The organism is Amycolatopsis sp. YIM 10, assembly GCF_009429145.1.
GTDB lineage: Bacteria > Actinomycetota > Actinomycetes > Mycobacteriales > Pseudonocardiaceae > Amycolatopsis.
Window position 1 is genome coordinate 6,762,419 of the sequence record NZ_CP045480.1, and the last position, 26,299, is coordinate 6,788,717.

Annotated in this window: 27 protein-coding genes, 1 tRNA gene and 1 pseudogene; 14 read left to right on the top strand and 15 right to left on the bottom strand. The window is 64.8% G+C overall.

Annotation, left to right across the window (positions count from 1 at the left end):
* Window positions 1-7: 7 nt before the first annotated feature.
* Window positions 8-1,189, bottom strand: coding sequence for a branched-chain amino acid ABC transporter substrate-binding protein (locus tag YIM_RS31885; protein ID WP_153033852.1), 1,182 nt, complete (start codon window positions 1,187-1,189; stop codon window positions 8-10).
* Between the two features lie 272 nt (window positions 1,190-1,461).
* Complete coding sequence (locus YIM_RS31890) at window positions 1,462-2,073, bottom strand: ANTAR domain-containing response regulator (protein ID WP_113692905.1); 612 nt, start codon at window positions 2,071-2,073, stop codon at window positions 1,462-1,464.
* A 219-nt stretch (window positions 2,074-2,292) separates the two neighbouring features.
* Between YIM_RS31890 and YIM_RS31895 the strand changes: the two genes are divergently transcribed.
* The 4 genes from YIM_RS31895 to YIM_RS31910 all read left to right on the top strand — a co-directional run bounded on the left by YIM_RS31895 (window position 2,293) and on the right by YIM_RS31910 (window position 6,071).
* A tRNA-Leu gene (locus YIM_RS31895) sits at window positions 2,293-2,369 on the top strand.
* An 83-nt stretch (window positions 2,370-2,452) separates the two neighbouring features.
* On the top strand, window positions 2,453-3,739 hold the full coding sequence (locus YIM_RS31900) for a site-specific integrase (protein ID WP_194239812.1): 1,287 nt from the start codon (window positions 2,453-2,455) through the stop codon (window positions 3,737-3,739).
* A 528-nt stretch (window positions 3,740-4,267) separates the two neighbouring features.
* Entirely contained in the window at window positions 4,268-5,500 is a 1,233-nt protein-coding gene (locus tag YIM_RS31905) for a hypothetical protein (RefSeq protein WP_153033853.1), read from the top strand.
* 25 nt (window positions 5,501-5,525) lie between these two features.
* Window positions 5,526-6,071 carry an NUDIX domain-containing protein gene (locus YIM_RS31910; protein WP_153033854.1) on the top strand — a complete coding sequence of 182 codons (546 nt, stop codon included), beginning with the start codon at window positions 5,526-5,528 and terminating at the stop codon, window positions 6,069-6,071.
* Here the strand turns inward: YIM_RS31910 and YIM_RS31915 are convergent.
* Window positions 6,047-7,186, bottom strand: a complete 1,140-nt coding sequence (locus YIM_RS31915; protein ID WP_228004129.1) for a helix-turn-helix transcriptional regulator — start codon at window positions 7,184-7,186, stop codon at window positions 6,047-6,049. The two genes, YIM_RS31910 and YIM_RS31915, sit on opposite strands and share 25 nt — an antisense overlap.
* 170 nt (window positions 7,187-7,356) lie before the next feature.
* A complete protein-coding gene (locus YIM_RS31920) occupies window positions 7,357-7,743 on the bottom strand; it encodes a helix-turn-helix domain-containing protein (protein ID WP_153033855.1) in 387 nt (128 codons plus the stop codon).
* Window positions 7,744-7,913: 170 nt separating this feature from the next.
* Here YIM_RS31920 and YIM_RS31925 point away from each other — a divergent pair, with 170 nt between their 5' ends.
* From YIM_RS31925 to YIM_RS31945, 5 genes are read left to right on the top strand one after another with little or no spacing between them, the layout of a single operon-like run.
* Window positions 7,914-8,183, top strand: coding sequence for a helix-turn-helix domain-containing protein (locus YIM_RS31925; RefSeq protein WP_153033856.1), 270 nt, complete (start codon window positions 7,914-7,916; stop codon window positions 8,181-8,183).
* Window positions 8,180-8,512, top strand: a complete 333-nt coding sequence (locus YIM_RS31930; RefSeq protein WP_153033857.1) for a WhiB family transcriptional regulator — start codon at window positions 8,180-8,182, stop codon at window positions 8,510-8,512. Before YIM_RS31925 ends, YIM_RS31930 begins: the two co-directional genes overlap by 4 nt.
* Window positions 8,509-8,838 (top strand): hypothetical protein, encoded by a 330-nt coding sequence (locus YIM_RS31935; RefSeq protein ID WP_153033858.1) that lies wholly within the window; start codon window positions 8,509-8,511, stop codon window positions 8,836-8,838. The genes YIM_RS31930 and YIM_RS31935 overlap by 4 nt, the downstream gene beginning before the upstream one ends.
* A complete protein-coding gene (locus YIM_RS31940) occupies window positions 8,835-9,611 on the top strand; it encodes a hypothetical protein (protein WP_153033859.1) in 777 nt (258 codons plus the stop codon). Before YIM_RS31935 ends, YIM_RS31940 begins: the two co-directional genes overlap by 4 nt.
* Window positions 9,608-11,680, top strand: coding sequence for an FtsK/SpoIIIE domain-containing protein (locus tag YIM_RS31945; protein ID WP_153033860.1), 2,073 nt, complete (start codon window positions 9,608-9,610; stop codon window positions 11,678-11,680). The genes YIM_RS31940 and YIM_RS31945 overlap by 4 nt, the downstream gene beginning before the upstream one ends.
* 119 nt (window positions 11,681-11,799) lie before the next feature.
* Here the strand turns inward: YIM_RS31945 and YIM_RS31950 are convergent, their stop codons facing one another.
* The 3 genes from YIM_RS31950 to YIM_RS31960 are packed head-to-tail and all read right to left on the bottom strand — an operon-like array spanning window position 11,800 to window position 13,125.
* Window positions 11,800-12,453, bottom strand: coding sequence for a LytTR family DNA-binding domain-containing protein (locus YIM_RS31950; protein ID WP_153033861.1), 654 nt, complete (start codon window positions 12,451-12,453; stop codon window positions 11,800-11,802).
* Window positions 12,446-12,676, bottom strand: coding sequence for a hypothetical protein (locus tag YIM_RS31955; RefSeq protein ID WP_153033862.1), 231 nt, complete (start codon window positions 12,674-12,676; stop codon window positions 12,446-12,448). The genes YIM_RS31950 and YIM_RS31955 overlap by 8 nt, the downstream gene beginning before the upstream one ends.
* Window positions 12,673-13,125: a hypothetical protein gene (locus tag YIM_RS31960; protein ID WP_153033863.1), complete on the bottom strand. Its 453-nt coding sequence runs from the start codon at window positions 13,123-13,125 to the stop codon at window positions 12,673-12,675. The genes YIM_RS31955 and YIM_RS31960 overlap by 4 nt, the downstream gene beginning before the upstream one ends.
* Before the next feature lie 65 nt (window positions 13,126-13,190).
* Between YIM_RS31960 and YIM_RS31965 the strand changes: the two genes are divergently transcribed.
* Complete coding sequence (locus YIM_RS31965) at window positions 13,191-14,417, top strand: hypothetical protein (RefSeq protein WP_228004130.1); 1,227 nt, start codon at window positions 13,191-13,193, stop codon at window positions 14,415-14,417.
* A 71-nt stretch (window positions 14,418-14,488) separates the two neighbouring features.
* Here the strand turns inward: YIM_RS31965 and YIM_RS31970 are convergent, their stop codons facing one another.
* Window positions 14,489-15,352, bottom strand: a complete 864-nt coding sequence (locus YIM_RS31970; RefSeq protein ID WP_153033864.1) for a hypothetical protein — start codon at window positions 15,350-15,352, stop codon at window positions 14,489-14,491.
* 178 nt (window positions 15,353-15,530) lie between these two features.
* The gene (locus tag YIM_RS31975) at window positions 15,531-17,630 is read right to left on the bottom strand and encodes a recombinase family protein (protein WP_153033865.1); all 2,100 of its coding nucleotides are present in this window, start codon (window positions 17,628-17,630) and stop codon (window positions 15,531-15,533) included.
* 650 nt (window positions 17,631-18,280) lie between these two features.
* Here YIM_RS31975 and YIM_RS31980 point away from each other — a divergent pair.
* Window positions 18,281-18,934, top strand: a complete 654-nt coding sequence (locus tag YIM_RS31980) for a DUF2637 domain-containing protein (RefSeq protein ID WP_153033866.1) — start codon at window positions 18,281-18,283, stop codon at window positions 18,932-18,934.
* Window positions 18,935-19,567: 633 nt separating this feature from the next.
* Here YIM_RS31980 and YIM_RS31985 read toward each other — a convergent pair.
* The 3 genes from YIM_RS31985 to YIM_RS31995 all read right to left on the bottom strand — a co-directional run bounded on the left by YIM_RS31985 (window position 19,568) and on the right by YIM_RS31995 (window position 20,891).
* Window positions 19,568-20,044, bottom strand: coding sequence for a transposase (locus YIM_RS31985; protein ID WP_194239814.1), 477 nt, complete (start codon window positions 20,042-20,044; stop codon window positions 19,568-19,570).
* Window positions 19,983-20,543 (bottom strand): hypothetical protein, encoded by a 561-nt coding sequence (locus YIM_RS31990; RefSeq protein WP_153033868.1) that lies wholly within the window; start codon window positions 20,541-20,543, stop codon window positions 19,983-19,985. Before YIM_RS31990 ends, YIM_RS31985 begins: the two co-directional genes overlap by 62 nt.
* A gap of 69 nt (window positions 20,544-20,612) precedes the next feature.
* A complete protein-coding gene (locus tag YIM_RS31995; protein ID WP_228004131.1) occupies window positions 20,613-20,891 on the bottom strand; it encodes a hypothetical protein in 279 nt (92 codons plus the stop codon).
* Between the two features lie 267 nt (window positions 20,892-21,158).
* Here YIM_RS31995 and YIM_RS50135 point away from each other — a divergent pair, with 267 nt between their 5' ends.
* The gene (locus YIM_RS50135) at window positions 21,159-21,578 is read left to right on the top strand and encodes a helix-turn-helix domain-containing protein (protein ID WP_370469034.1); all 420 of its coding nucleotides are present in this window, start codon (window positions 21,159-21,161) and stop codon (window positions 21,576-21,578) included.
* Here YIM_RS50135 and YIM_RS32005 read toward each other — a convergent pair.
* Window positions 21,475-22,080 (bottom strand): annotated as a pseudogene (locus YIM_RS32005) (alpha/beta fold hydrolase); the annotation flags it as partial. The gene YIM_RS50135 and the pseudogene YIM_RS32005 overlap by 104 nt on opposite strands.
* A 607-nt stretch (window positions 22,081-22,687) precedes the next feature.
* Here YIM_RS32005 and YIM_RS32010 point away from each other — a divergent pair.
* A complete protein-coding gene (locus YIM_RS32010; protein WP_153033870.1) occupies window positions 22,688-23,086 on the top strand; it encodes a PaaI family thioesterase in 399 nt (132 codons plus the stop codon).
* Window positions 23,087-23,099: 13 nt separating this feature from the next.
* Here YIM_RS32010 and YIM_RS32015 read toward each other — a convergent pair whose 3' ends face one another.
* Window positions 23,100-24,221 carry a cytochrome P450 gene (locus tag YIM_RS32015; protein WP_153033871.1) on the bottom strand — a complete coding sequence of 374 codons (1,122 nt, stop codon included), beginning with the start codon at window positions 24,219-24,221 and terminating at the stop codon, window positions 23,100-23,102.
* Between the two features lie 538 nt (window positions 24,222-24,759).
* Window positions 24,760-25,494 (bottom strand): SDR family oxidoreductase, encoded by a 735-nt coding sequence (locus YIM_RS32020; RefSeq protein ID WP_153033872.1) that lies wholly within the window; start codon window positions 25,492-25,494, stop codon window positions 24,760-24,762.
* 114 nt (window positions 25,495-25,608) lie between these two features.
* Here YIM_RS32020 and YIM_RS32025 point away from each other — a divergent pair, with 114 nt between their 5' ends.
* Complete coding sequence (locus tag YIM_RS32025; RefSeq protein ID WP_194239815.1) at window positions 25,609-26,283, top strand: TetR/AcrR family transcriptional regulator; 675 nt, start codon at window positions 25,609-25,611, stop codon at window positions 26,281-26,283.
* Window positions 26,284-26,299: the final 16 nt, after the last annotated feature.

Genomic DNA, 26,299 nt, shown 5'->3' on the forward strand with positions numbered 1-26,299 from the left:
GGCTCTGCTACTTGATCTCGGTGTTCCGGACGATCTTTCCGTTCTCGACCTTGTAGGTCCACACGGTGGTGCCGGCCAGCTCACCGGTCGCGTCCCACTTGAACTTCTTGGTCAGGCCCTGGCCGTCGTAGTTCTTCACGTAGTCGAGCAGCCCGGCGCGGTCGGTCTTGCCGGAGTCGATGCCCTTCATCAGGATCGTGGCGATGTCGTAGCCCTCCGGCGCGTAGGTGCCGGGGTCCTTGCCCGAGAGCGCCTTGAACGCGTTGGTGAACTCGGTGAACTGGTCCGCGGGCACGCACGGGCAGGTGAAGTACGCGCTGGCGGCGGCGTCACCGGCGCCCTTGACGAACTCGTCGTCCTTCACGCCGTCCGGCGCGACGAACTTGGCGGTCACGCCGGCGTCGTTGAGCTGCTGCGCGAACGGCGCGGCCTCGCGGTAGTAACCGGCGTAGAAGACGGCCTGCGGGTCGGCGCCCTTGACCGCGTTCACCGTGGCGGCGAAGTCGATCTGCTTCGACTTGACCTTCTCGTTGCAGGTGACCTTGCTGCCCAGCGCGCCCTTGATGGCGTTGGCCAGGCCGATGCCGTACTCCGAGTCGTCCTCGACGACGCAGACCTTCTCGGCCTTGAGTTCGTTGGTGATGAAGGTGGCGGCGGCCGGCCCCTGGGTGTTGTCGTTGCCCAGGCCGCGGAAGAAGGTCTTCCAGCCGTTCTGGGACAGGCCGGGGCCGGTGGCCGACGGGGTGATCGAGACCAGGCCCGCGTCGTTGAAGATGTTGCCGGCGGCCTTCGACTCACCGGAGAACGGCAGGCCGATGACGCCGAGGATCTGCGGGGTGTTGACCATCTGGGTGACGATGCCCGGCGCCTTGTCCGGGGTGCCCTCGGTCTCGAACTCCTTGAGCTCGACCTTGCAGCCCGGGTTCGCCTCGTTGTGGCGGTTCACCGCGACCTTGACGCCGTTGAGGATGTTCTGGCCGAGCGCGGCGTTCTCACCGTTGATGGTTCCGGCATACGCGATGGCGGTGCCGGCGGCGCAGGTGGCCTTGCCGTCGCCCTTGGGGTCGGCCGCGTCGGCGGCCTGGGCGGGAGCGGTGGCCTGCGGGGCAGTGGGGGTGTCCCCGTTGGACCCGCCGTCGGTACGCGCCGAACACGCGCCCAGGGCCAGCGATGCGGTCGCTGCCAGCACCAAAACCCGCGTGAGTCGTGCTCTTGACACTCGTTCCTCCAAATGCCGACGAACCACCTGAACGGTCGTTCGTCCTGGACCTGACTGGGCGCTGAACCTAGTCGCCCCTCGCCGCGTTGCACAGCGTCACGAAGCTGGTTGTTTCCACATCGTGACGGTGGTCACCGGTGTTAACGGAGGCTTTATACCCGATCATCGGGTTGCAACGAACGGGTGGTAACCACAAGTGACAATTTGCCCAGTCTTGGCCCGTCCCGCCGCGCGGGCAGCGGTCAGCCGATCCCCCGAACGACGGCTTCCGCCACGGCCTTCATCGTGGTCCGGCGGTCCATCGCGGTCCGCTGGATCCACCGGAAGGCATCCGGCTCGGAAAGGCCCTGTTCACTCATTAGGAGGCCCTTCGCCCGATCGATCACCTTGCGTGTTTCCAGGCGGTCGGTCAGCCCGGCCACCTCGGACTCGAGCGCCTGCAGTTCGGCGAACCGGCTGACGGCCAGTTCGATGGCCGGGACGAGGTCCCGTTTGGCGAAGGGCTTGACCAGGTAGGCCATGGTCCCGGCGTCACGGGCGCGCTCGACGAGGTCGCGCTGGCTGAAGGCGGTCAGGATGACCACGGGCGCGACGCGGTCGCCGGTGATCTTGGAGGCCGCCTCGATGCCGTCGAGCTTGGGCATCTTCACGTCGAGGATGACCAGGTCGGGCTTGAGTTCGGTGGCGAGTTTGATGGCCTCTTCGCCATCGCCGGCCTGGCCGACCACCTCGTAACCCTCTTCGCGGAGCATCTCGACCAGGTCGAGGCGGATCAAGGCCTCGTCCTCGGCGACGAGCACTCGACGCTGTGGGGCGGTGGCGACGCCGTTGGCTTCGGCAGCCGGTTCGGTCACCGGTGTCCTCCTGCGAGCTCGAAGGGGTGGAAGTGCGGCTTGCCGCGGTCCCCGAGCCTACCGGCAGCGGAACCGATTGAGAGATGGCGTTCACCACGTGTGTAGGCAGGTCACGCAGGTTTAACATGATTCAGCGCACAGTGCGTTTTCACCCCATCGGCCTCACTGGTAACCCTGTTGCGCCCGCCCCCGCCCGATCCCGTAAAGTCTGGCGGCGCCGCCCCCGTAGCCCAATCGGCAGAGGCAGCGGACTCAAAATCCGTCCAGTGTGCGTTCGAGTCGCACCGGGGGCACCACGCCTGACCAGGCGTTACAACTGAAGACAGATCAACACTGTTGGTCGATGGGTGCAGCCGTGGGTGCGAGTACACTCACGGCTATGAGTCGTGCTGTGGAAGGCCGCTCACGGGGCCGGATCGAGGAACGCGGGAGCAGCCTGCGCGTGGTCGTCTACGCAGGCACGGACCCGGTCACCGGCAAGCGCTCCTACCTGCGCGAGAAGGTCGACGGCACGGATAAAGCGGCCCAGAAGCGCGCCGAGAAGGTCTTGAACCGCCTGCTCACCCAAGCCGACGAGCAGCGGGCGCCCAGTTCCTCGGTCACCTTGTCCTATGCCCTGGACGAGTGGATGCGCCTGACAGAGATGGAAGACAGCACTCGCAAGACCTACGAGGGCTACATCAAGAGGACCATCAAGCCAGCCCTCGGCGAGCAGCCCGCCAAAAAGGTCAACGCTCGCACCCTGGAAAGCTTCTACAACGAACTACGCCGCTGCCGTGCGCGGTGCGACGGCAAGCCGTTCATCGAGAAGCACAAGTCCGACGAGCTGGACCACGACTGCCAAGCCGCAGAATGCCGCGCGCACAAGTGCCGCCCCATGGCCGCGTCCACGGTGCGCCAGATCCACGCCATCTTGAGCGGCACATTCGGCGCCGCGAAGCGCTGGGGCTGGCTCAACGAGAACCCGGCCCTCATCGCCCGGCGCCCCAAGCAGAAGGCCCCGGAGCCGGACCCACCCACCGCCGCCGAGGCAGCACGCCTGGTCGAAGCCGCCTTCAAGATGGATGCCGACTGGGGCACCCTCGTCTGGCTGGCCATGACGACAGGCGTCCGGCGTGGCGAGTTGGTTGGCTTGCGCTTCTCCCGCGTCGACCTAGACGCCGAGGTCATCGACCTGCGCTACAACTGGGTCGGCGGCAAGGAGAAGGACACCAAGACCCACCAGAACCGCCGCATCGCCCTCGACTCCGAGACCGTCACCCTGCTCCGGGAGCACCGGAAGCGCGTCGAACGACGTCTCAAGGACCTGGGCGCCAAGTTCCACGAAGACCTCTTCGTCTTCTCGGGCAGCAAGACGCCGGACCACTCCGAGCCCTACTCCCCCAACGCCGTGACGCAGCGATACAAGGACATGGCCACCCGCCTCGGCATCAAGACCCACCTACACGCGTTACGCCACTTCAGCGCCACAGAACTGCTGTCCGCCGGAATCGACCTGCGAACCGTCGCAGGCCGCCTCGGCCACGGCGGAGGCGGCGCTACGACGCTGCGCGTCTACGCCGCATGGGTCGCCGCCACCGACCGCAAAGCCGCCGAAATCCTCGGCACCCGTTTGCCCAAACTTGACCTGCGCGATTCCAGCAGGAGCCCTCATGTCGACGACTAGATATGAGATCGTTAGCATTCGAAGGCTAACGATGCCTGAAGATCGGGCGACAGAAGGCCGGAGAGCGACTTCGTCACCGAGAGGGGGAGCGATGACAACACCAAGATCTTGCAAAAAGGTGAACACATCGTCCAGCGGATTGCTATTTTCCTCCTGCTTAGACACGGGTTACTTATCGACCTACAAACACCAATCAAGATCATCCACCAAGAACCCCGCTTCAATATGGTGCATTGATCCCAGTAGTGAATGTCACGTTTTCTGTGTAGCCGAAGCTAGCGGCTGGATAGATAACAAAGGGAACCATTGGTCCGTAGCCAGCAGAAGAGTAACCCCCTTCGGCACCCGAGGAGAGCGGTTAGCTTACTTCGAGTGCCCAGTCAATCACAATGATCCACATCACGGATATCCGGTTCACGGAAGAAAATCATTGCCTAGTCGGAAATTTCCACCCGATGAACTCGTAGAAGCTTGGTTCAAATCAGGACAGATCACCTACACCGAGCGCCAGCGCATCCTAACTAGGCGATGGTGAATATGTCGCGTCTATTAACATTCAACCTGACCGTTCCAGGCCAATGGCGCGACCTCTGGCTCTACAAAGAAAAAATGTACCTCTGGGATCGAACCGGCACGATCTACTACGCGAAGCTGGACGATATAGTCAAGTTCACTGCGAAACATTACTCGCTCGGGAAGTCACTGCTTCTGCAAACCCTGTCATTCCGATACGACTGGAAAGCAGGGGAGCAATCTCGCCTCATGATGCGCCTACCTGATATGGAATCAGTATTCCTACGCCCCTTTGGCGAGGAAGGATCGGTATCGATCGAGTACCCACGTGAACTTCTTCGAAAAGGAACGTCCGAAGCATACGACGGCGCAGTACTGGACACCTCGATATATGCCAATCGCCTCTACCTTGGCACTATCGATGGACTACTAGAGTCGTACATCCATCCAAAGTTTGGCGAACGCGCATACAAATTGGATCGACAACTTGAACACCGGGTCACCTGCTTAACCGTGGGCTACGCCGCAATAAACGCATCCGCAGAGGAAGAGGGGTTACACTTTAGCAAGATCGCATTTAGCCAGGACCGATTCGAGAGTCCCGGGTTCAAGCAGGCCAATTTTCGCCAGATTGCCGACGTTTCATACTCCGCCTCTCATGCTGGCCGAGACCTTCTAAATTACGAGAGCGGCGCAACCCCTACTTTCCTGCGCGCCAAGGTCGAGAAGCACTCAGGCGATGCTCTACAGTATGAGAACACCACAGTTGTCGGCTACGAGGACCAACATTCCAGGCTAACACTTGCGGATTTCATCAATGCGTCTCGTATCAAATACCCGGGAACGCCAGACGACGCTCGAGTGCTTGGCAATTCGGGCTCAGAGATAATCATTTCAATCAATGGGCACATTAGAGTAGTAAGCCTAAAAAGCTCGGTCGGCAAAGAAGTGTCGATCGACCCCAACCAAAGGTTCAAGAATCTAGATTCCGCCGACATCGCTGCCGATGACGTCCTAGAAACACACCCCATACAGGGCGGTTTCTTGATCGAACTACCCGAGCAAGTGCGACTCATAACCAGAAATGGAAGTCACGCCTTCTCAGACGGGGAATCAGCACGAATTCGAACTTTTCGAAGCAGTCACCGCCATAAGCAAACTGTCGCAATCATCCAGGACGAATCCGCCAAAATCGTCGGATACTACGAAAAAGACGATTCGATCTTCGACGGTGGGCGGCAAGCCTAGCTCAGAGACCGGTTAACCTGTGAGCGTGGACGAGATCGGAACGTGGGAGACGTTCGGTGAGCGGTTGGTGTACGACAACCGGTGGGTGAAGGTCGGGTTGACCGACGTGCAAGCACCCAACGGGGAGCGCTGGGAGTACCACGTGGTGCACCTCGCGCGGATCGCCATCGCGCTGATCGTGAACGAGCGGGACGAGGCGTTGATGCTGTGGCGCTACCGGTTCGCCACGAAGCAGTGGGGGTACGAGTTGCTCGGCGGCATGGTGGACGACGGCGAGGAGGCCGCCCAGACCGCCGCTCGTGAGGCGGCCGAGGAGAGCGGCTGGCGCCCGGTCGGCAAGCCGGAGCACCTCGTGAGCTTCGAGCCGCTGCCCGGCCAGGTAACCGCCCCGATGGACGTGTACCTGTGGCGCGAGGCCGAGCACATCGGCGACCCGACTGACACCGAGGAAGCCGGGCGCGTCGAGTGGGTGCCGCTGTCCCGGGTGAACGAGCTGGCCCAGCGGCAAGAGCTGCTCGGCTCCGGGACGCTGGTGTCCCTGCTCTACTACCTCAACTTACGCGAGGACTGAGGCAGCACGAGACGCTCCAGCCTGCGGCGCAGCCGCGCGGAGCGAAGCTGGGAGATGAGCTGCCGAGCCTGCCGCGCGTAGGTCTCGGCGCCCTCCCGATCCCCCGCCGCGCCGTAGGCAAGCGCGAGGTCGACGCAGGCCGACGCGCGGGCGCGGACGAACTCGCTGGGCACGCCATCGATCACACCCTCAAGGTGACTGATCGCCTCCTCCGCGCCCAGGTGGACCAGCGCGTTCCCGCGCCATCGGTCCAGGTGAGTACCGCCGAGGAAGAGGAACGGCAGCTCAGGGTGGACCACCTCGGACGGTCGTAGCTCGTCGGCCTCGTCGAAGGACCGCAGCGCGTTGTCCCCGTCGCCGGAGATGGCGTGTCCCTCGCCTTGAGCTGCGGCGAGCCAAGCGCGGAGCAACCGAGGTGCTCGCTTGCCGATGTGGCGTGCTTCGGCGAATAACTCGACCGCGTCCTCGACGTTGCCCGCGTCGATAAGCACGAACGCCTGTTCAGCCGTGGCGTGCGCCAGCAGCGCGGCCGACTCAGCTTCCCGCGCCGCGGCTTTGGCCTGTTCGTAGTGCGCCCACGCCTGCTTGAGCGAGCCGATGTCGAGCGAGGTCCACCCGGCCAGCGTGGATGCCTCGGTGAGCACGCCGGCTAGGGGCGCGCGGTGGCGTTGGAGCAGCGTGTGCCTGATCAGGTCGTCGAGTTCGGAGATCTGGCCTCGGAGCCGTTCCAGCCGCTCGGCCGAGCCGAACCGGCGGTCAGCGTGCCGGACCCCGTCGACTTCCCGCCGGAACAACTCGACCGTCTGCGGGTCCACCCTGCGGGCGATCACCAGGCGTTCAACCAGCTCCTCACCGAGCGGGCGGCCGTCGACGCTCGACGGGAAACCGAGGTCCTCGTCGGTGCGGCCGTAGATCTCCCGGAACACCCGCCGCATCGCCGGTTCGGGCAGGACGTGGCCGTTTTCCCACCGGGATATCTCGGCCTTCCGGCTGGCGACGGGCAGCACCGCCAAGCCGAACGCCGGGCAGCGGGCATTAATGGCCTTCGCCAGTTTCTCTTGGCTCCATCCAGCCTCATGGCGAGCCGCTTGCAGCGGGCTTTTCACCTTTCTCATGAGTCCCCCCGAACCCCTGATCACCAGCGAAAATAACACGGAATAACACGGCGCGTGTCAACTACTGCCGTCTGTGAACCGCGCCCCGAATGCCGTTTCTTGGTGTCATGGACAACGCCAGGAAGCACCCCCGGTCGGCCCCGCGGACCGCCCGCCCGTTCTCGACCGGGCTACGCGGCAGGGCCACCACCGCGCCGGATCAGAACCGCGACGTCGGCGCGCAGTTCGGCGAGTTGCTCCGTGAGATCGGTGAGGCGCCGTTCGATCACGGCCAGGCGCGCGGACACCGCGTCGTCCATGTCCTCGCGGGGTTCCCCGACAGCTGGCGGAATCCTGCCGTGCAGCACGGCAGTCAGATGCTGCGGGTGCCAGCCGAGCGCGACGGACAGCGCTTCGAGCGTGCGCTCACTTCGCTTGCGCTCCACCGTGTTCCGCTGGATTTCGCGGACAATGGCCTGCGAGACCTGCGAGCGTTCGGCCAACTCGCGCTGGCGCCATCCGAGCTCGTTCACGCGCTCGTTGATGGCCTTCGCGACCGCCGCCCAGTCTTCCGACACCCATTCCTCCGTGGTCCGCCTGTGCGCCGACATTAGCGCCTACGTCATTTCGCGCGGCGGAGATCAGGTTCGCGTCGCGCTTCTGGACCATCATTTTGTCTTTGAACGCTGATTTCAGCCTGAATATTCGGCTGAAATAGTCGATTGGGAATTCTTCTATGGATACCTCCATGCCGAACGCCGGTCGCCCGGTGTTCTACACAGTTCGAGAAGCCGCCCGGCTTCTCCGAGTCGATGCCTCCACCCTCTACCGAGCGATCAGGGAAGACGCGTTCCCGGCGGTGAAGGTGCGGAGCCGGTACGTCGTGCCCGCCGTCGCGCTGGATCGGCTCATCGCCGATGCCGCCGAGTCCGGCGGCCGGGTCGACCCGGCCCAGATGGCCGCCGAGCGGCGAACCGCCCGCGAGGTGGCCCGGGTGACCGGGGGTGCGCCGTGGTGAACCGAGACGACTGCGAAGCCATCGTTGACCGCCTCGACCGCTACGCCGCCGTCCCGGACGACGTGCTCGCCGAGTACGTGACCCGCGAAGGGCTGTGCTTCTGGGCCTTCAACCGCACGGACATGCCGGAACTGTCCGGCGAGGACACGCCGGACAGGAAGTTGGCCGCGCGGATGTGCGCGGGCTGCCCGGTCACCGATGAGTGCCTGGAACTGGAACTCCGCACGTCCGGTGCCTTCACGGTCGGCGTGTGGGGCGCGCTGCCGGACACCGACCGGCGGGTGATCTACCGGACCTGGAGCGTCCGGCGAGGCGGTGAGCAGCGATGACGATCAACCTGACGCCCGAACAGGTGCTCGCCGGTCTCGGCGTGCTGCTCGTGGTGTTCCTGGTCTGGCGGCGCGGCGCGAAGAAGGCGCGCCGCGCTGCCGAGACCGCGCGGGCCGGTGTCCGGGCCATTTCCCTGGCCGGTCGCGTCCTCTTCCTGGGCGCGGCACTGGTTGGAGTGCAGTGGTTGGTCATCACCCACCCCGGCAACACGACGCTGCTGCTCGTGACGCTGGCCATCCCGGACCTGATCGCGGCTCACGTGCTGACGCGGGCACTGACGGTCGTGGCGGCAGATGGGACGCCTCGCCGAGGTGGTCGGCGATGACAGAGAGGACGGAAGGGGTGGCCGCCGCCGAGCGGCCACCCGCCCCGCCTACCCGCGCCGAGCAGCTGGCGCAGGACGCGGCCGCCGCTGCGGAGGTGCGGGCACACCAGACCCATCCCGACGTGGTGGCGCTCCGGGTGGAGCGGGTTCGCGCGCAGGTGGACCGGCTGTGCTGGACCGGGATCGTGCTCGGGCTGGCGTTCACGATGACCAACGTGCAGTGGTTCGCGGCGGCCGGTTCCGCCGCGTGGTCGCTGCCGTGGCTCGCGGCCTGGTTCCTCGACCCCATGGTGTCGCTGGTGCTGCTAGCCATCTTGCGGGCCGAGCAGGTCACCGCGCGGTACCAGGTGCCCACCGGCCCGTGGACGCGGACGGCGAAGTGGTTCACGCTCGCGGCCACCTACGTGATGAACACGTGGGCATCATGGGTGGCCGGGTCGCTTTCCGGCGTGGTGCTGCACTCGGTACCGCCGCTGATCGTGTTCGTGGCGGCCGAGGCCGTGACCGACCTTCGCGACAAGCTCACGGAAGCGGTCACCGTGGCGTTCACGGACGCTGCTCAGCGAGCCGTTCACGAACAACCGGCCCGACGCACTGCCCGTCGAAAAGCGAAGGGTCGCAAGCTGTTCGCGGACTACCTCGCCGAGGCACGAAAGGCATGGACACCCGGTGTGGTGATTACTCCGGCATGGGTTCGCCAGGCCACCGGATGTTCCCGCGGCTTGTCCTCCCGCCTGGCCGCCGCGCTCTCCCGAGAGGAGGGCCAGTCATGAACACCGACATCGAGAAGGCCGGGCCGGTCTTCGACGGCGAGTTGGTGGACGACACGTTGCCGCAGCCGCGACCGCGCTCACGGAAAGGACGGTTCAAGACGTGGTGGCTGCGATCACCGCGCGTACCGGCCGCGTTCAAGGACGCGGCGCAGGCGCGGCAGGCCGCCAAGGACGCGGTCGTGGGACTGCTGCGGATGCCGTGGCGGTTCGCCGGAGCGGTCGCGCGCGGAGTGGTGACCGGTGCTCGGCTGTGGCGTCGATGGGTCACCGTGCGGGACTACCGCGAGGCCGCCGAAGGATCGGAGAAGCTCGCGGACAAGTTCACCGAGATCCGGGAACTGACGCTGTTCCGCTGGCGGGTGACGGGCGCCGTGGTCGTCGCGGTGGCCGTCACCGGCGGTTTGGTCGCCCTGCTCTACGGACCGCGTCCACTGTGGATCCCGGGCGGAGTGCTGGCGTTCGCTCTGGCCGTGCTGGGACGCCGGAAGGACGGCAGCCCAGGGCGCAAGCCGACATTGGCCGGACCACGCACGCTCACGTGGACCATGGACCCGCAAGTCCTGGTGGACGCCTTCCGTGACGCGAAGCTGATCGGCAAGGACGAGCTGTTGCGGCTCGTTCAGCGTCCGACCCGGGTCGGTGACGGCTGGTCGGTCATCGTCGATCTGCCCGCGACCCGCAAGGCCGCCGACGTGGTGAAGAACCGGGAAGCGCTCGCGTCGGCCCTGGCAGTCGATGAGGTGCAACTCATCGTGGAACGCGTGCGCGGCAACGGCGGACACGCGGGCCGGGTGTCGATGTGGGTCGCCGACGAGGACCCGTACGCGTCACCGCCGCTGGCGACGCCGCTGCTGGACGTGAAGTCATGGGACGCATGGCGACCGGTGCCGTTCGGCCGGGACGCTCGTGACCGTCGCATCTCGTTGCCTCTGGTGTGGACGTCCTTATTGGTCGGTGCGATCCCGAGGCAGGGCAAGACTTTCGCGGCACGATTGGCAGCCGCGGGCTTGATCCTGGACGCTTGGGTCCGCCTGTACGTGGCCGACTTCAAGGCGGGCAAGGACTGGGATGCTGCCGCTCAGGTTGCCCACCGGTTCATATCCGGCGACGACGTCGAACACGTCCTCGGCCTCAAGGACTGGCTCGTGGAACTGGTCGGCGAAGTCCAGAGCCGGTACCGGCGCATGCGCGACCTCGACGACGTGACGTGCCCGGAATCGAAGGTCACCCCGCAGATGTCCCGTGACATCTCGCTGAACATGCCCATCACCGCGATCTTCATCGACGAGGTACAGGTGCCGTTGGAGGACCGGACACCTGTTGAAGTACAAGGGAAAACGCTGACCGCGGGCGAGTACATCGGCGAACTGCTGACCTGGCTGGCGAAGAAGGGGCCAGCCGCAGGGATCGTGCTCGTGCTGGCCACACAACGGCCGGACTCCAGGACCATACCGTCCGGCCTGCGGGCCGTGCTCGGCTCGCGGTTCGCGCTGCGGGTGATGGACTGGCGTGACAGCAACATCGTGCTCGGCGAGCAGATGAACACCCGTGGCTACGACTCCAGCCGCCTACTGCCGTCGCACAAAGGCGTGGGCATTCTGCGGCCGGACGGCGACACCGATGCGGGCGCGGACGTGCTCGCGATGACCGTGCGGACCTATTACATGCCCAACGAGGACTGGCAGACCATCTGCCAGCGCGGCCGGGCACTGCGGGAGGAGGCGGGAACGCTGACCGGGCACGCAGCCGGAGAGGACACGACGCCGGTTCTCGACTCGGCAGACGTGTCGAAAGCCATCGGGGCAGGACAGGCGGCACCCACGTTGCCCGAACCGCTCGCGTCCGTCGTGGACTACCTCGGGCCGGACATCGACCGGCGAGAGTTCGTCCCGTCGGCCGAACTGGTCGAAGCACTCGACGTCGACGCGACAAGCTTCGGAACGCAGATGGGAGACCTCGGTTGCCGGTCGGTCCGGGACCGGATCACCGAGGCAGATGGCCGAGTGCGGCAGGTGCGCGGCTATCTCACCGCGGACCTGCGCCGCGTCCGTGACGAGGGCGTCTTGTGACCCGTCACGTGCCCGTCACGCCGTCACATCCGGCGTGACGGGCACATTCATGCTCTGGCCTGCGCAAACCTGCTCTGTGACGGGCATTCCGTGTGACGGCCTCCCCGTCACAGCGGGCGCTATCGGGCCATCCGAAGCAGTTCTCCGCGCAAGGCGGGGAGACGGCGTCGGCTGACCGGCACCAGCCCGCAGTCCGTCTGGATCATCGTCCCGCCATCGGGCATCCGATGGAGTGCGCCGACCGCGTCCACGGCCACCAGGTAGCTGCGATGCACCCGCGCGAACGCGGGCTCCCAAGCGCGGGTCAGCCGGGAAATCGGCACCCGGACCAGGTGAACTCCTGTCGGCGTGTGCAGCCGCACGTTGTCGCCGACGGCCTCCGCGAACCGGACCTCGGCGCGCTTGAGGAACCAGGTGTGGTCCTCCGCCTTCACCGGAACCGTCTCCGCTGGCTGGCATCGGCGTCGAACCTTCGCCGACAGCCGGGCCGCCTTGCCGACCACCGTCTCAAGAGCGGCAACGTGGGCGCCGAGCTGCTCGACCCCGGTATCCGTGAGCCGCATCTCCAGGCCGCACCCCTCGCCCTTCGTCTCCAGGTACTCCGTCCACTTCAGCGTCTTGACGTGGCTGATGATGGACGCCACGGGCTCGTCCAGCGCTCCGGCTACCTCGGCGATGCTCTGCCATCTGGCGTCGGTCAGGCAGCACAGCAGGTACAGCCGCAGTGGGACCTCAAGCAGCGGGTCGCACTCCGGCATGGTGTCGTCAGGCACCACCGACCTCCGGCCGGTCGCGCGGAGCACGACTCAAGCAGGATTCACAGGGCATGCCCGCAGGCCGGTCGAGCTGCTCCAGCTCGCCGGGGCCGAACTCGTCACCGCACAGGGCGACCAGTTGCGTCGTCTCCTCGTCAGGCACCGGGAACAGGTGGCAGACACGACGCGTCTCGCCGACCGTGCCGGGGAGCGGGCGGGCCAGGAACAGGCGCACCGTCACCGGCCGCCCCGCCAGTGATGACGTCCGGCAGAGACGGAGGTCGAACCCGTCCCTGCCGGACGTCCAGACCGGCCACCCCGGTCGGGGGATGCCGCGCCTTCGCTTCGACGCGGCACGGGAATAGCCGGAGCCTCGGAGCGGCTGAACAGTCGACGCCAGAGACCGGGCTTGCGGTGACGTCGCGGCGGCATCCGGCGCGCGACCGTCCGCAGGCCGTCGCGGGCTTCGAGGTAGAGCAGGCAGCGGGTGCACGGTTCGCCCGGTGACCAGAGCATCGGCGCCACGTCCACCACGTGCCCGCACACCGACTCGTACCGGCCGAGCCGCTCACTCCGCCCGGCGGCGAACTGCTCGTCGGTCACGGCGTGGTCGTAGCCGTCGACCACGCACCTGTGCCAACTGACGTACAGCCCGCCGGCATAGCCGGGTCGCTGCCGTTCGTGCCCCACTTCCTACCTCTTCCCTGAGAGCGCTGACCAGCGCCGATACGACCTTGGGCCGATATCAGCCTGTCATGTACGCTCATTTCAGCGAAGGCCACAAGGGGGCCATTAGCGGGCCATTCGAACCACGGGAGGACGAGGTGACCAGCCAAGGCGCTCCGCGGCGACGCGAGCCGCGCACGCTGCTTGAACAGCTGATCTGGGAGCGAAACCAGACGCTCGCCGAGTTCGTCGAGTGGGCCGAGGAGTTCGCTCGGCGCCACAACGAGCCCGGCACCCTCAGCGAACGCAACCTCAAACGACTGATGTCAGGCCGCAGACCAGATGGCACCAGGCTTGGCCGACCGCGCCCCGCGACCTCTCGCCTACTTGAGCAGATCTTCGGATTCGCCATGGCCGAACTGCTCCGCTTGCCCCGGGCAACACCGGGTGACAACGAACGGGAATTGCGAGCACGTCTCGCCTCAGCCCAGAAAATAGACTCCACCACAGTGGAATTGCTCCAGAAACAACTCGACTCAATACGACGATTGGACGGCCGCATTGGCGCCGCGAACACACACGAGGAGGTCATACAGAAACTCAATCAGATTATTCAGCTGATGACATACAGCCTATCCCCAGTAGTGCGTCAACGACTAGCTTCACTCATGTCCGAATTCGGCACGCTCGCCGGATGGCAAGCCTTGGATTTAGGGTCGCCCCTTGAAGCTTGGCAGTACTACGAGTTAGCACGCCTCGCCGCCTACGATTCTGATGAACTGCCTTTCAAAGTCCACGCCGAAGCCGAGCGCTCCACCATGCTCCTTGATTTTGGCAAGACCAACGAAGCTGTTCTCATTCTAGAAAATTCGCTGAAAAGATTCGGCAGTTCCAACTCGAAGCTGCAAGCATGGCTGACCGCATCGTACGGTGAAGCTCTGGCATTCAACGGTGATCACACAAGGAGCCTTAATGCCTTTGACCGCGCCTCAAACATACTCGAGAAATCAACAGACACAGTTCCTTTTGTTCTACTCAACGCCGCGCATCTCGAGCGCTGGCGAGGTCACGCCGTCACGCAGTTTTCGCCACAAATGGCGGAGGATATTTTGAAATCAAGTCTCAGCAGACTTGATGACGAGTCCCGCCGCGCCGAGAATTCACTTCGGATAGACTTGGCAAAATGCCTCGTTGAGAATGGAAATCAGGAGGAGGCGACAACCCACGTAGAGATAGCTGCCGCGATGGCTGTCGACATAGGGTCGATACGGCAAGAAAGAAGAATACGATCCATGGGAATAACCCATTTGAACTGACGCAGTCTAGACGCATGGGACAGTCACTGGAATTCAGTCCATCTCATGATCGCCCTCTCTTTGAAAGCTCTCTACACTTGCTCGACGCGCACTCTAAAATAGAGATATAGCGCATACTTATAGCCCGACGGGACGTAACCATCCATTTTATCATAGCCCAACTTTTGCCCCTGGTCAGTGAATATCGAAGCGCCAGCTTCATAATGCCCTCCCGACGGCGTGCCGAAATGATTATTGTAGATTTCGACAGAGAAGGGATCCGGAAGTACTCGAACTTGCTGACTTGCGAAGAGTACGCCGCAAGACCAAACTTGAGTCGGGTGAGCATTAGAGGAGGATAGAAATCCGCAGTACTGCTCCGCATCGGCGGCATATTTGGAGGAACTTTCCCCAACCTGCGCGGGGATTTGAACATGCGCGACCACATCTCGAAGATCAGCCGACGTAAGGTAGTCCGCGCCGGCCGCGTTGACGTAGATCCTAAAGACATAAGTATTGCCAGGAAATACGGCTCCCGATCTTTCCCAATAACCGTCCCGATCGGCCAACTGTTCATTCTTAAAGACCATAAAGGCGCGTTCGTCTCCGATAAACTTGTTGTTCACAATTGAGTTCAACACTGGGCCCCGAGCGGGACTCTCATCAGTATATATTTGCCTTTCCGGCCCCCAGGCTTCACCAAATCCGATATTTTCCGACCCCTCGCCCGGCGGAGGATTATTGCCACCACCTCCCGCAGGCGCTTGCGCCGCCGCATCGAATGCAGCCGAGTAGACCTTCTCAAGTGGAAAAGCAACTAAAGCTACGGAACAGGCGAAAATCGTCACTGCCAACGTCAGCGCGACCCCCCGATCCAGCTTCCAGGTAAGTCGGCAAGCAAACAGAGACAGGACCACACCTAGAGCAAGTCCAGCCGAGGCTACAGCAAGGGGCACGCATTAAGCTTGGCATGCTTAGGCCCTTGACGGGGGTTCAGGCACATCACAACTGCACTGCTGGATGATCTATCCAACCCCAAACGACCGGCAGTCGAGCCGTATGACTTAGGGCAGATCGTTTACTGGCTCACTCGATTGGAGCAGTGTGCTCGGGCGTATGCGGAAGCGCCCCGGGCTAGGCAACCAGGCAGTTGCCGGGTGCGAGATTGGGTGCGAACTCGCCTCTTCGACTGCCTTCAGTCCCACATTCGCACCCACAATTGCCCCGAAAACCGCAGTACAGCTGCAGTGCTAGATCCTCGAGCCAACTCAAAATCCGTCCAGTGTGCGTTCGAGTCGCACCGGGGGCACTTACAGCATCTACACTTCCTCGCCTGGTCTGCTGACCAGGCACTTCGTGTGCAGATGCCATGTTCTCGGTGATCCTTTCCGCCGTGTCGGCGATCTGGGGTAGGTCATCGGCTGGTAGCCGCATCTCGATGGCGACCTCGTCTCCCCCGCCTTGGAGCCGGAGGCTCAGGCTGGTGGCTTCGCAGAGGTCGCGGAGCAGCGCGTGGGGTGCTGCGGCCAGGTTGAGCGCGAGGTAGGGCAAGGCGTCAAGCAGGGCTTGCTCATCGGGCTTCGGCGGAGCGGCTCCGTCGCCGGCGTCCGCGTCGAGCGCGACCAACTCGGCCACCGCGGTCTTCTTGTCCGTCTCCAGGTCGTTGTAGCTGCCGCGCAGCGCCTGGGTGAACGGGTCGTCCGGGTCGCCCTGACGAGCTTGGCCGAGCAGCGACCGCTGCTGCCTGTTGACCTCAGCCACGGCTCGCTCCAGCCGAGTGCGCTTCGCCTCACGTTCACGATGCGCCGTATCGTCGGCCCCCGCGAGGTCCACGGCGAGGATCGCGCGCCGCTGCTCGCCGAACACCCGGTCGGTGAAGAACCGGGCGATCGCGTCGAGCAGGGCGTCTTCGCGGAGGTAGACAGTCTTCGGGTGGCCTTCGTACTTGTCCGGCCTGCCGCGGTTGTTGTTCCGCGGCCAGCACTTGTAGTAGACGAACCGGTGAGCGGCGTCGCCGAACATGCGCCGGCCGCAGCCGCAGAACACCATGCCCCGCAGCACGTTGGTCCGCCGCGCCGCCGGATGGGCGCTCTGGGCGTTCCCGTCACGTGAACCACGCTTGGCCGCCCGGCGCGCGTTCAGCTCGTCGTACATCTGCTTGGCGATCAGCGGCTCGTGCGCGGGCTCGTTCGACCACACCCACTTGATCGGGTCGTTGACCTTGCCGTTGCGCGAGCGCCGGGCGCGGCGGTTGTAGACCTGGTAGCCGGTGTACTTCGGGTTGCGCAAGATCTCGTAGACGCTCGTCTTGCCCCACGCACCGCGCGCCCGCGCCTTGTTGGGTGGCTCGGGCGGCGGGTACTTGTCCGGGTCGGCGTTGAGGCGGTCGGCGATGGCGTCGTAGCTGATGCCCTCGTGGTAGCGCCACATCGCGATCTGGGTGACGGTCTCGGCGCGCACACCGTCCGGCTCGAGCCGGGTCTTGGTCAGCCCCTTGGCCGCCTTGGCAGCATTGGGGTGCCGGAAGGTCTTGGCCCGGTAGCCGTAGCACGGCTTGCCGATGTTCCAGCCTTCCCGCACGTGCGTGCACAACCCGCCCCAGGACTGCTCGAGCGTGTTGAGCACCTCGTACTCGGCCACCGACTGGTTGATGCGACGCTGCAGAACCCGCTGCGCGCGACTGCCGGTAAGGGTGATGGGCTCATTCGCCGCGAACAGGGAAACCTCGACTTGCTCCAGCGCACGCTCGACCGTGATGCCCTCGAAAGCACGGCGAGCAATTCTCGACACACTCTCGCAGATGACAACATCGAATCGGCGCGTCGCGTTCGCGGCTTCGGCTAGCAAATCAGCGATTCCACCGTCGCGCGCAATGGGAATATCAAACTTCTCATAGTCGGACTTGCGCCCACGAGCCTCCAAATCCATGCGCCCAGATTCGACGTCATAGAAATGAGCGACCACCACCCACGATTCAGGGACAGCGGTTTTGCAGTTAGCCAGCTGACGGAGGAGTGATTGGCGAGGGTCTTGCTGATCTTCGGTGGACGTCCGGCCGATGAACGCCACCCGCACCTCGTCCCGCAACAACGCAGTGGGCATACCGAGTGGAGACACCGCGAAGTCGGACAGCCCGGAAGGCCCCGACACCGGGACCGCACCCAGCAACCCGGTTGCCCGCCCGGCGAGCGCCGGTGCCACCGGGTTGACCGTCAGGTTCTCATCGAGCGTCATTCGTGTTGCCGTCCTCCGCGGATTGTGACACAGCCCAGCGAACCAACCCGTCAACAGCGACGGCGATACGGCTCCGCAATGCCTCACCCGGTTTGCCACCCGCTCGAGTGACGTAGCCGGTAAAGCGGCGGCTACTGGAATGTTCAGACCGTTGATCGTAACACCAGACGGGCACCGAGCACGCATTTCCGGCCAGCTTCTCGCCGTCATCCTCGCACGACGTTTGTGGACCGAGACACGGTTGAGCATGGTCTCGGCGCCGGTCTCGTTCCCGCCCTGCCCCAGATGAAATATTCACGAATTGCCCCCAGACGAGCCCACGCAGCGACGCCATGCGAGCCCATCGAACGAGACATGCAGTCTCGCTCAGTCTCGGTCCCGCCAAGTGGCCGAGACCGCCGAGCAGCACCGAGACACCCGCAATCGCCTACCCCGAACCATGCACAACACGACCCCCAGTTGATTCGCAGCAATCTCGCACGAAACGCGATCAAGGCCGCACCTCGCTACCAAAGATCGACCACGAGCGCGTGGGTTCGAACCCCTGACGGGATACGTGGAGCATCTACGCGTGGTCGCACCCGTCGTGAGCTGCAGCTTTCCGCGAACGTCCCGCTGAACAAGACCCGCCGTCGGCCAGCGAGCAGCCGATGATCAACACCATCCGCCGCGACCTCGCCCTCTGGGTGCAATGCTTCTGCACCGCCCTGGTCGCCCTCGGCGCCGCCTACGCCTCCTACCGCCACGGCCGCGACTTCGCCCTCCGCTTCGGCTCCGACCACACCACCGCCGCCATCTGGCCCCTCATCGTCGACGGCCTGCTCATCATCGCCACCGTCGAACTCTGGAAAGGCCCCGCACACCACACCGGCCGGTGGGCCGCCTGGCTCGCCTTCACCCTCGGCATCAGCCTCTCACTGTGCGCCAACATCGCCGCCGCACCCAACCTCAGCGTCTTCGCCATCGCGGTCGCCGCCTGCCCTCCCCTGGCCCTGCTCCTCGCCGTCGAACTCCTGAACCGCGCCCTCAAACGCCATCGTGCCAACCAAACATCACCCGACCACACACCGGACATCAGTGCCGCGGCAACGGATCAGGAAACATCCGCCTCGGCACCGACCACCGCGGAGGAACGCATGTGGGCGCATTACCTCGCTGAGCAGGAGCAGGGCCGCACCCCGACCGGCGCCGAACTGGATCGCGTCGCAGGCACGCACAACTATGGGCGCCGTCTCCTCAGAGAATGGCGCGCATCCGGCCGCCTCCATAACGCTGAACTCAAGCAGGCAACCGCCGTCACGTGACAAGCAAATTGTATGCGCGAGCCACATCCCAAACATCGATCGAGGGGATAGGAAATCTACCCGCAGTAATGAGTGCGTCCGACGCTTCGCAGCCAAGCACCACGCCCCGAAAGCACCTGCGGACTTTTAATCCCCGGGTATGCCGTGTCAACGAGTGTCGCATAGTTCCACCCAGGGCTAATCTGTGCAGGTCAGGCGGCATTTTTCGCGGGCACTGATGTCGGGCAGTGTCGCGGCGTATCGGGTACTCTGGGAGCAACGGAGCCCAATCGGAGACCGCGATGCACCCATCAGCCCAGTTTCAGACCGCCTACGCTTGTCACAGTAGCGCCACTGAGCGTGATCCGGTTAGCCATTTGGGTAACTACGCGTGCGGCGGCACTTCTTGGGCTAGGCGCAATGCCGGTCGATTAGGTGATCTCGGCTGGTCGGCGGCGGTGTCCGGTCGTGGCGGGCGGGACAATGGCGATTGTTGAGGTCGGTGGCCTGCTGGCCTTGTGTTGCTGTCGATGCTCTGCCCGTTTGACAGGGAAGTTACTCATTTTCCTTTTGACCACACGGGGATAGCGTCGGTCCCGGCGTTGCGGGTTGATCCCGGCGATGACGTCCGCCAGCAGCAGCCGGTAGTGATCATCATTGTGGCGCAGGGAGAAAAGACTCCGGTCGCCAGATCCGGGACCGGAGGACACGCACGGTGTTCTTGTGGGAGAGCCGGTCAGGCTCCAGCAGGGCCTGACCGGCGGCGTCCACCTGCACGCACATCGTGGCGTAGTGCACCGCCAGATGTGCCCAGAACTCCTGCCGCACCCCCTCCGGCGACCTCGACCGGAAGATCTTCTCCTCGTTAAGCTGGACACTCTTGACCTGCTTGAAGAATCCCTCGATATCCCAGCGCTGGTGATAGACTGCGGCGAGTTCTGCCGCGGGAGCCCGCACCGGGTCCAGGACCGTGGTCACCAACCGGTAGACCTCCTGCGAACCGGGCAGCGTGTACTCGATCGCCCGAAGCCGGAACGGCCCCTGCCCCGAGGACTTCGGCGGGGTGATCTCAGCGATGAAAGACCCGTCGCCCAGGCGTTGCGCGGGCAGCAGCCCCAGGTTCGCCGACACTCCACGCCAGATCCGCACCCGTGGCCGCCGCCGCCAGCCAGCGCCGGAACGAGTAGACGTGCCGGTCCGCCAACACCAGCATGCCCGGCCGCAGCGAGGGAAACATCTCCTCGATCAGCATCGCCTCCCCGGCGGCATAGGCGTCCATCCGGGCGTCGAAGACCGCATGCGTGCCCACCTCGACCAGACACGCCGCCTGGATCTGCGGATACGCCGTTCTGCCCTCGCCACGGCCGGAACCCGGGCGGCCGAACTCGCGTTCGTTGTCGTCGGTGTCGGGCACGGTGAAGGTGGTCCCGTCCACCGCGGTCAGCAACCACTCCCGATACCAGGCACCCCGTGTTTCCTGCTGCGCCACGGGTTTCATCACCGCCCGCGCCACGGTTTCCATCGGACCCGCCCCCAGCCGGCTGTCCCAGTCGTGGTCCTGGATCAGATGGCGCACCTTGATCTGCAGGTAGCGCAGAAGGCGGTCCGGGGCCATCGTGTGCCCGTCCACCGCGATGGGGGACGTGCGCAGCGCCGAGTCGGGGTCGCGCAGTCGGGACTGTGTTGGCGAGGAGGCTCATCAGGCGGCCTCCGGGATCTGCACGCTACTGCCGGCCGCCTCACGGACGACGGCGATGTTGCGGCGAATCAGGTCAAACCGTTCGTCTGGGATCGGTCCCAGGTTCTCAATCCGTGGGGTCGGGGGTTTCTCGTAAGGCCCGACGAGCAGCATCTCGATACCCATCGCGCCGAGGATGACCGGGGCGGCGCCGTCGACCGAGGCGATCCATTCGTGCTCGCGCTGTTCGACAAGTTCCAGATGCCCGGTGCGGCCGAGGCCCACGAGCAGCGCTGTCATCGAATCTCCTTAACGAAGTTCAACGCCCAGCATCCTTGAACATCGTTAAGGTGTCAACTGTGGCGGCGATCATTGTCCGAAGTGGAGCGATATGACCCAGGGCGTCTCGAAGGCGTAATGAGTGGCGTTGATGACACCCGGTCGCTGGGGTCGTGTTCGTGATCCACGGGGTGTTGGCCGAAGAGGACATCTGGATGACATTTGCGGCGCAAGAGCGCACGCACCAGGGCACCGCACCCGGCGCCCCCCGGCCTGCGCCGCGAGGAGGTGACAGCCCGGGCACAAGTGTCAGTCAGCTACTACGAACGGCTGGAACAGGCACGCGCCTCCCGCCCGTCACCACAAGTGCTCGACGCGCTGGCAACAGCCCTCCAGCTCACCGGAGCGGAGCGCGATCACGGTTCGCCGCGATCGGCAGATCGGGTCAGGCCCAGCCCGAGTCCACCTGGCGATCATTCCCGGAGGCGGTGGCACGGTGAACATGACACGTCTGCTCGGCCCGGCCCTGGAACTACTCATCGGCGGCCAGCTCGTCGGCGTGAGCAGCCTCGCCGACGAACTCTCCCAATAAGGCAGCGAACTTTCGAGGTGCCTCCTGATGCAATGCGTGGCCGACATCAGGGATCACCTGGACCTCGCCACGCCACAGCGCGGGAAAGTCCAGCTTGCGCAGGTAGGCGAGGCTAACCAGCTGCTCAGCCTCGCCGTGCACGATACCCAAAGGCTGCTCCAGAGCCGAAACGATCGCGACTTCATCTGCGAAACGGCCCGCTCCGAGGCTGGCTCCAAGTCCCGTGCGGGCCGCACCGTCCGTGCTGAGAATGTCGGAAACGAACTCTCCGACATCGAACGACACGCCGGACGCGACGAAGCACCCGGCGACCGCCTTCGCCTCGGCCTCGGAGACCTGGTCGCTGAACAGCGCGGCCATAGCTGGGCTCGGCAAGAACGCCTCTGCCAATTGACCCGGCGTCGCGACAGGTGGAGCACCGAAAACGACGAAACCAAGCGCATCGGGCAGCTCGGGCGCTGCCTCCATGACAATCTGCCCGCCCAGACTCCAACCGACGACAACCGCATCGGCGATATCGAGCTCCCGCATGAAGCCGGTAAGTACGGCCACATATCCCGGCAGTGATAGGCGATTTTCGTTCCGCCGACAAGCACGTCGAGTCGATCCACCGAGCACCTCTCATATTATCGGGCGTTCCGCTAAACGGCGCCCCGATCCGAACTTGGTCTTATCGAAAATTTACGCCGGTCGACGCCAGGCTCCAGGCATAGAGACTTGAGCACGGCGCGGGCTGCCGGCGCACCGGACTGCTAGTCCTGCGCTTCCCGTGGACGATGGTCCTTGCTTCGCCCATCAGCGGAACTGACGGGCAAAGCACCTGGCCAGCGGCTGACCGAAGTAAGGCCCGCAACCGTCGCTCCGTTGGTAACCCTCGCGTTCGTGGAACCGGATCGCGTCTGGCTGCTTCACGCCGAAGTGCGGCTTCCGGAGAGCTGACGACTACAGCGCGCATAACATACACAATCCTGAACTAAGTTAACCCTACCGTTGTCCACCTTGCCCGAACTTTGTTAAATGAGTCAACCCTGATCAGGGCGCCACGCGGGAGCGGGCTGGGGTCGGCGACCCAGGCGATTCAGCCGCCGAGTTCCAGGCCGCCGTAGCCGATGCACAGCGAGCCCAGACCATGATCGACTCCTTAGGTTTATTTCTTCTACCCCTATTCGATCTTCGCCCAGACCTAAATGGACAGTCGGCGCGATCGGAGCGGTCATCTCGGCCCGTGTTCTTCAACGAACACCCCACCAGCGCCGCCCACAAACTGACTTACAGTCCCTCGCCCGGCCGCTCCATGACGATCAAGCACAGCAATCCCAACGGGACGGTGCACGGTGGCGTTCCGATCTCCCTGCTCGACTACACCCTGGATGGCACCACCGAGCAGGTCCTGGCGAGTTCGGCCGACGGTGGCTTGGCGACGGCTCGTCAACACACGATCACGATCTCGCTGACCACCCAGTTCTCCGGTGGCGCCAGGCATGGCCTCCCGCTGTTCGGCCGGGCTTGGGTTCAGCGCCGGACCCGGTCCATCGCCTTCGTCGCGGGCGAACCCACGAGTGGTGACCTGACCGTCGCCACCGCCTCCGCGATCTTCAAGACCCCCCGGCAGCCAGGGGCCTGAACAGGAATCGATACTAGCCACGAAGGCGGACGGGCAGCCAGGTGACGCCGCGCTGGAAGTCGGATCGCCGTGCGACGTCACCGACCGAGACCGCCAGGTCCAGATCAGGGAACCTGGTCATCAGCGCGGTGAAGGCAACCTGTGCCTGCACACGGGCCAGTGGGGCGCCGATGCAGTGGTGAATGCCGTACCCGAAACCCAGATGCTGGGTGCGCGGCCGGTCCAGCCGCAACTCGTCGGCGTCCGGGAAACGGGTGGCGTCCCGGTTGGCCTCCGCCAGGCTGACCAACACCAGCGAACCCGCCGGAATGGTTTGGCCACCGAGCTCGAAGGTCGCGGTGGCGCGGCGCTGCGTCGTGATGGCGATCGGCGGCTCGAACCGGATGAACTCTTCGACGGCGGTCGGCAGCAACTCGGGCTCGCCGCGGAGCCGGATCCACCGGCCCCGGTCCTCGAGCAGTGCCACCACTCCGTTGCCGATCAGGTTGACCGTGGTTTCGTAACCAGCGATCACCAGCATGAACACCATCGACGTCAGCTCGTCCTCGGACAGCCGATCACCCTCATCACGTACCGCGAGCAGACCACTCACGAGGTCGTTGCCGGGACGCGCGGCGCGGTCGGCCAGCATGGCCCGGATCCGCACCAGGAGTTCGGCCAGCGCGTCGGGCAGCTCGCCCTGCCGGGCCGGGCCGGCCGCGATGATCGCGGACCAGTCGCGGAACGCGGTGCGATCCTCGATCGGCACACCGAGCAGCTCGCAGATGACCTGCAGGGGCAACGGGTTGGCGAACACCTCGATCAGATCGACCGTCTCGTGGACGGTGATCGCATCGAGCAGCCCGGTGGCGATCTGGTCGATGCGCGGACGCAGGTCTTCGACGCGGCGCGGGGTGAACACGGCCGAGACCAGCCGACGCAATCGCGTGTGGTCCGGTGGGTCGAGAAACAACATCTGGCGCAGCATGGCACTGGTGAGCTCCGGCGTCAGACCAACCTCCCCGGCTGTGAGGACTTTGGACAGACGCCGTTCCGACAGCGCCTGCCGGGCGGCGTCGTAACCGGTGACCAACCAGCCCCACGAACCGTCGGGCAGCGCGATCTCACGAACACCGTGAGCCTGGTCCCCGGTCATCCCACTCTCCGCAATTCGTCCGCCTCGGAAATACTGGTGCCGCTCGTCCACGTCAAAGATCCGATCGTCAGCGGCCGCGAAGCCACCGACGCTCCACCAGTATTGACCTTCTACAATTCCGTTTACCAGGGGACGCCGTCACCAGTGTGAGCGGCACCTGGCTGGTGCTCGGGTTCGTCGAGGCGGCCCTCGCCACCTGGAAGCTTGGTGCGCGTTGACGTCCTACCTGCGCAGCCGCATCGCGCCGTACAAAGTGCCGCGCAGCTACGAGTTCACGAGTGAGCCCTTGCGGGACGAGGCAGGAAAGCTGCGCCGCACTACATACGCAGCGCCTCACCCGCGACCGGAGCACGAACCCGGTCGAGCGCTGATCACGGGTGCTGCCGGTCGGTGCTGAATTGCCGCGACTTCGGCCGACAGCTACGAAGCTCCGACGCCGTACCCCCGGCAAAGACGGCGACCTCTCCGCCGCCGGGACCGCCATATCCTCGACCGGGAACGCTCCCGCGGACGGACGCGAGCACACCGTCGTCCGTGGTCAGATCTGGCCGATTCCGCCGTCGACGGGGAGGTCGATCCCGCTGACGAAGCTCGAGTCCGCGGAAGCGAGGAAGAGCGCCACGCTAGCGATCTCGTGCCCGGCGCCGAGGCGGCCCACGGGTACCCGCGCGGCGATCTGGTCCTTGAATCCCGGCGGGAGGTCGGCGAACGCCGGGGTATCGATCGCGGCGGGACTGAGGACGTTGACGCGGATCCCCCGCTCCTTCAGATCGGTGGTCCACGTCCGGGCGAACGACCGCAGCGCCGCCTTGCTCGCGGCATAGACCGTCGTTCCCGGATCACCCTTCTCCGCGGCACCCGACCCGATGAGCACGATCGAGGCGCCATCGGACAGCAACGGCAAGAGCTTCTGCACGGTGAAGAACGTCCCGCGCACGTTCACCCCGAACACGGCGTCGAACGACTTCTCAGTCACCTCACCGATCGCCTCGTTCCAAGTCCAGACGCCGGCGCTCGCGATGAGGATGTCGACCCTGCCCAGTTCGGCCGCCACGACATCGGCCAGGCGGACCACGTCGGCGATCTCACCGACGTCACCGACCACACCGGTCACATCGTGGCCGATCGCGGCCACCGCCGCGTCCAGCCGGTCCTGGCACCGGCCGGTGATGACCACGTGTGCACCCTCCGCAACGAACAACTTGGCCGTCTCCAGTGCCAGTCCGGAGGTCGCCCCGGTGATCACCGCGACCTTCCCGCCGAGCTTCGCCATGTCACTTCCTATCTCAAAATGATAGTGCTCTCATTTTCGATACTTGCTGAGCGTACTGAAAGATGAGGGCACTCTCAAAGTTGAGACATGTCACATTTTGTTAGGGTGACCCGTATGCCCGCCAGCAAGAACCCACCGCCCACTCGCCGGGACGCCCACCGCAACCGCGAGCGACTTCTCGAGTGCGCCCGGCGCGCGTTCGCCGAACGAGGCGCGGAGGCCGCCCTCGACGGCATCGCACGGGAGGCGGGACTGGTGACCGGCACCCTCTACCGGCACTTCCCGACCCGTCTGGACCTGCTGTGGGCCGTTCTCGAACCGAAGCTGCGCCACCTGCTCGACGAGGTACGGACCTTGCCCGAACTGGGGCACCCGTGGGAGGCGTTTCGCAGCCTGCTGGAAGTCCTGTGTTCGGCCCAGGCCGAAGATCGGGCGTTCGGCGACTTCCTGGCGAAGCGGTTTCCGGGCGACGACCGCACCGAGGCCTTGCACAGCGAGATCTGCGCACTCGCACAACGCGTTCTAGAGCGGGCACAGGAAGCCGATGTCGTGCGCTCGGACGTCACCGGCGCCGACCTCTTCCTGTTGTTCTGGGCAAGCGGCCGAGTCGCCGAGGCCACGCGGCACGTTGCCCCGTTGATGTGGCGGCGGCACGTGTACCTGGCGATGGACGGGTTCCGGGCCTCGAATCGGCTCGACCTGCGGGAACCCGCATGGGACGCGGACCAGCTCCACCGGGCGATGGCCGTGCCCGGAAAGCAGGCGGTCAGAACTTCCACGGCGAGGTAGCCCACGGCGGCCGCGC

Bases quoted from the DNA above. Each gene is read 5' to 3' on its own strand.
- YIM_RS31935 (WP_153033858.1), top strand. From the start codon at position 8,509: ATGACGATCAACCTGACGCCCGAACAGGTGCTCGCCGGTCTCGGCGTG.
- YIM_RS31940 (WP_153033859.1), top strand. From the start codon at position 8,835: ATGACAGAGAGGACGGAAGGGGTGGCCGCCGCCGAGCGGCCACCCGCC.
- YIM_RS32025 (WP_194239815.1), top strand. From the start codon at position 25,609: ATGCCCGCCAGCAAGAACCCACCGCCCACTCGCCGGGACGCCCACCGC.
- YIM_RS31965 (WP_228004130.1), top strand. From the start codon at position 13,191: ATGTACGCTCATTTCAGCGAAGGCCACAAGGGGGCCATTAGCGGGCCA.
- YIM_RS31900 (WP_194239812.1), top strand. From the start codon at position 2,453: ATGAGTCGTGCTGTGGAAGGCCGCTCACGGGGCCGGATCGAGGAACGC.
- YIM_RS31915 (WP_228004129.1), bottom strand. From the start codon at position 7,186: ATGAGAAAGGTGAAAAGCCCGCTGCAAGCGGCTCGCCATGAGGCTGGA.
- YIM_RS31905 (WP_153033853.1), top strand. From the start codon at position 4,268: ATGGTGAATATGTCGCGTCTATTAACATTCAACCTGACCGTTCCAGGC.
- YIM_RS32020 (WP_153033872.1), bottom strand. From the start codon at position 25,494: ATGGCGAAGCTCGGCGGGAAGGTCGCGGTGATCACCGGGGCGACCTCC.
- YIM_RS31925 (WP_153033856.1), top strand. From the start codon at position 7,914: ATGCCGAACGCCGGTCGCCCGGTGTTCTACACAGTTCGAGAAGCCGCC.
- YIM_RS31945 (WP_153033860.1), top strand. From the start codon at position 9,608: ATGAACACCGACATCGAGAAGGCCGGGCCGGTCTTCGACGGCGAGTTG.
- YIM_RS31980 (WP_153033866.1), top strand. From the start codon at position 18,281: ATGATCAACACCATCCGCCGCGACCTCGCCCTCTGGGTGCAATGCTTC.
- YIM_RS31995 (WP_228004131.1), bottom strand. From the start codon at position 20,891: ATGACAGCGCTGCTCGTGGGCCTCGGCCGCACCGGGCATCTGGAACTT.
- YIM_RS32015 (WP_153033871.1), bottom strand. From the start codon at position 24,221: ATGACCGGGGACCAGGCTCACGGTGTTCGTGAGATCGCGCTGCCCGAC.
- YIM_RS31975 (WP_153033865.1), bottom strand. From the start codon at position 17,630: ATGACGCTCGATGAGAACCTGACGGTCAACCCGGTGGCACCGGCGCTC.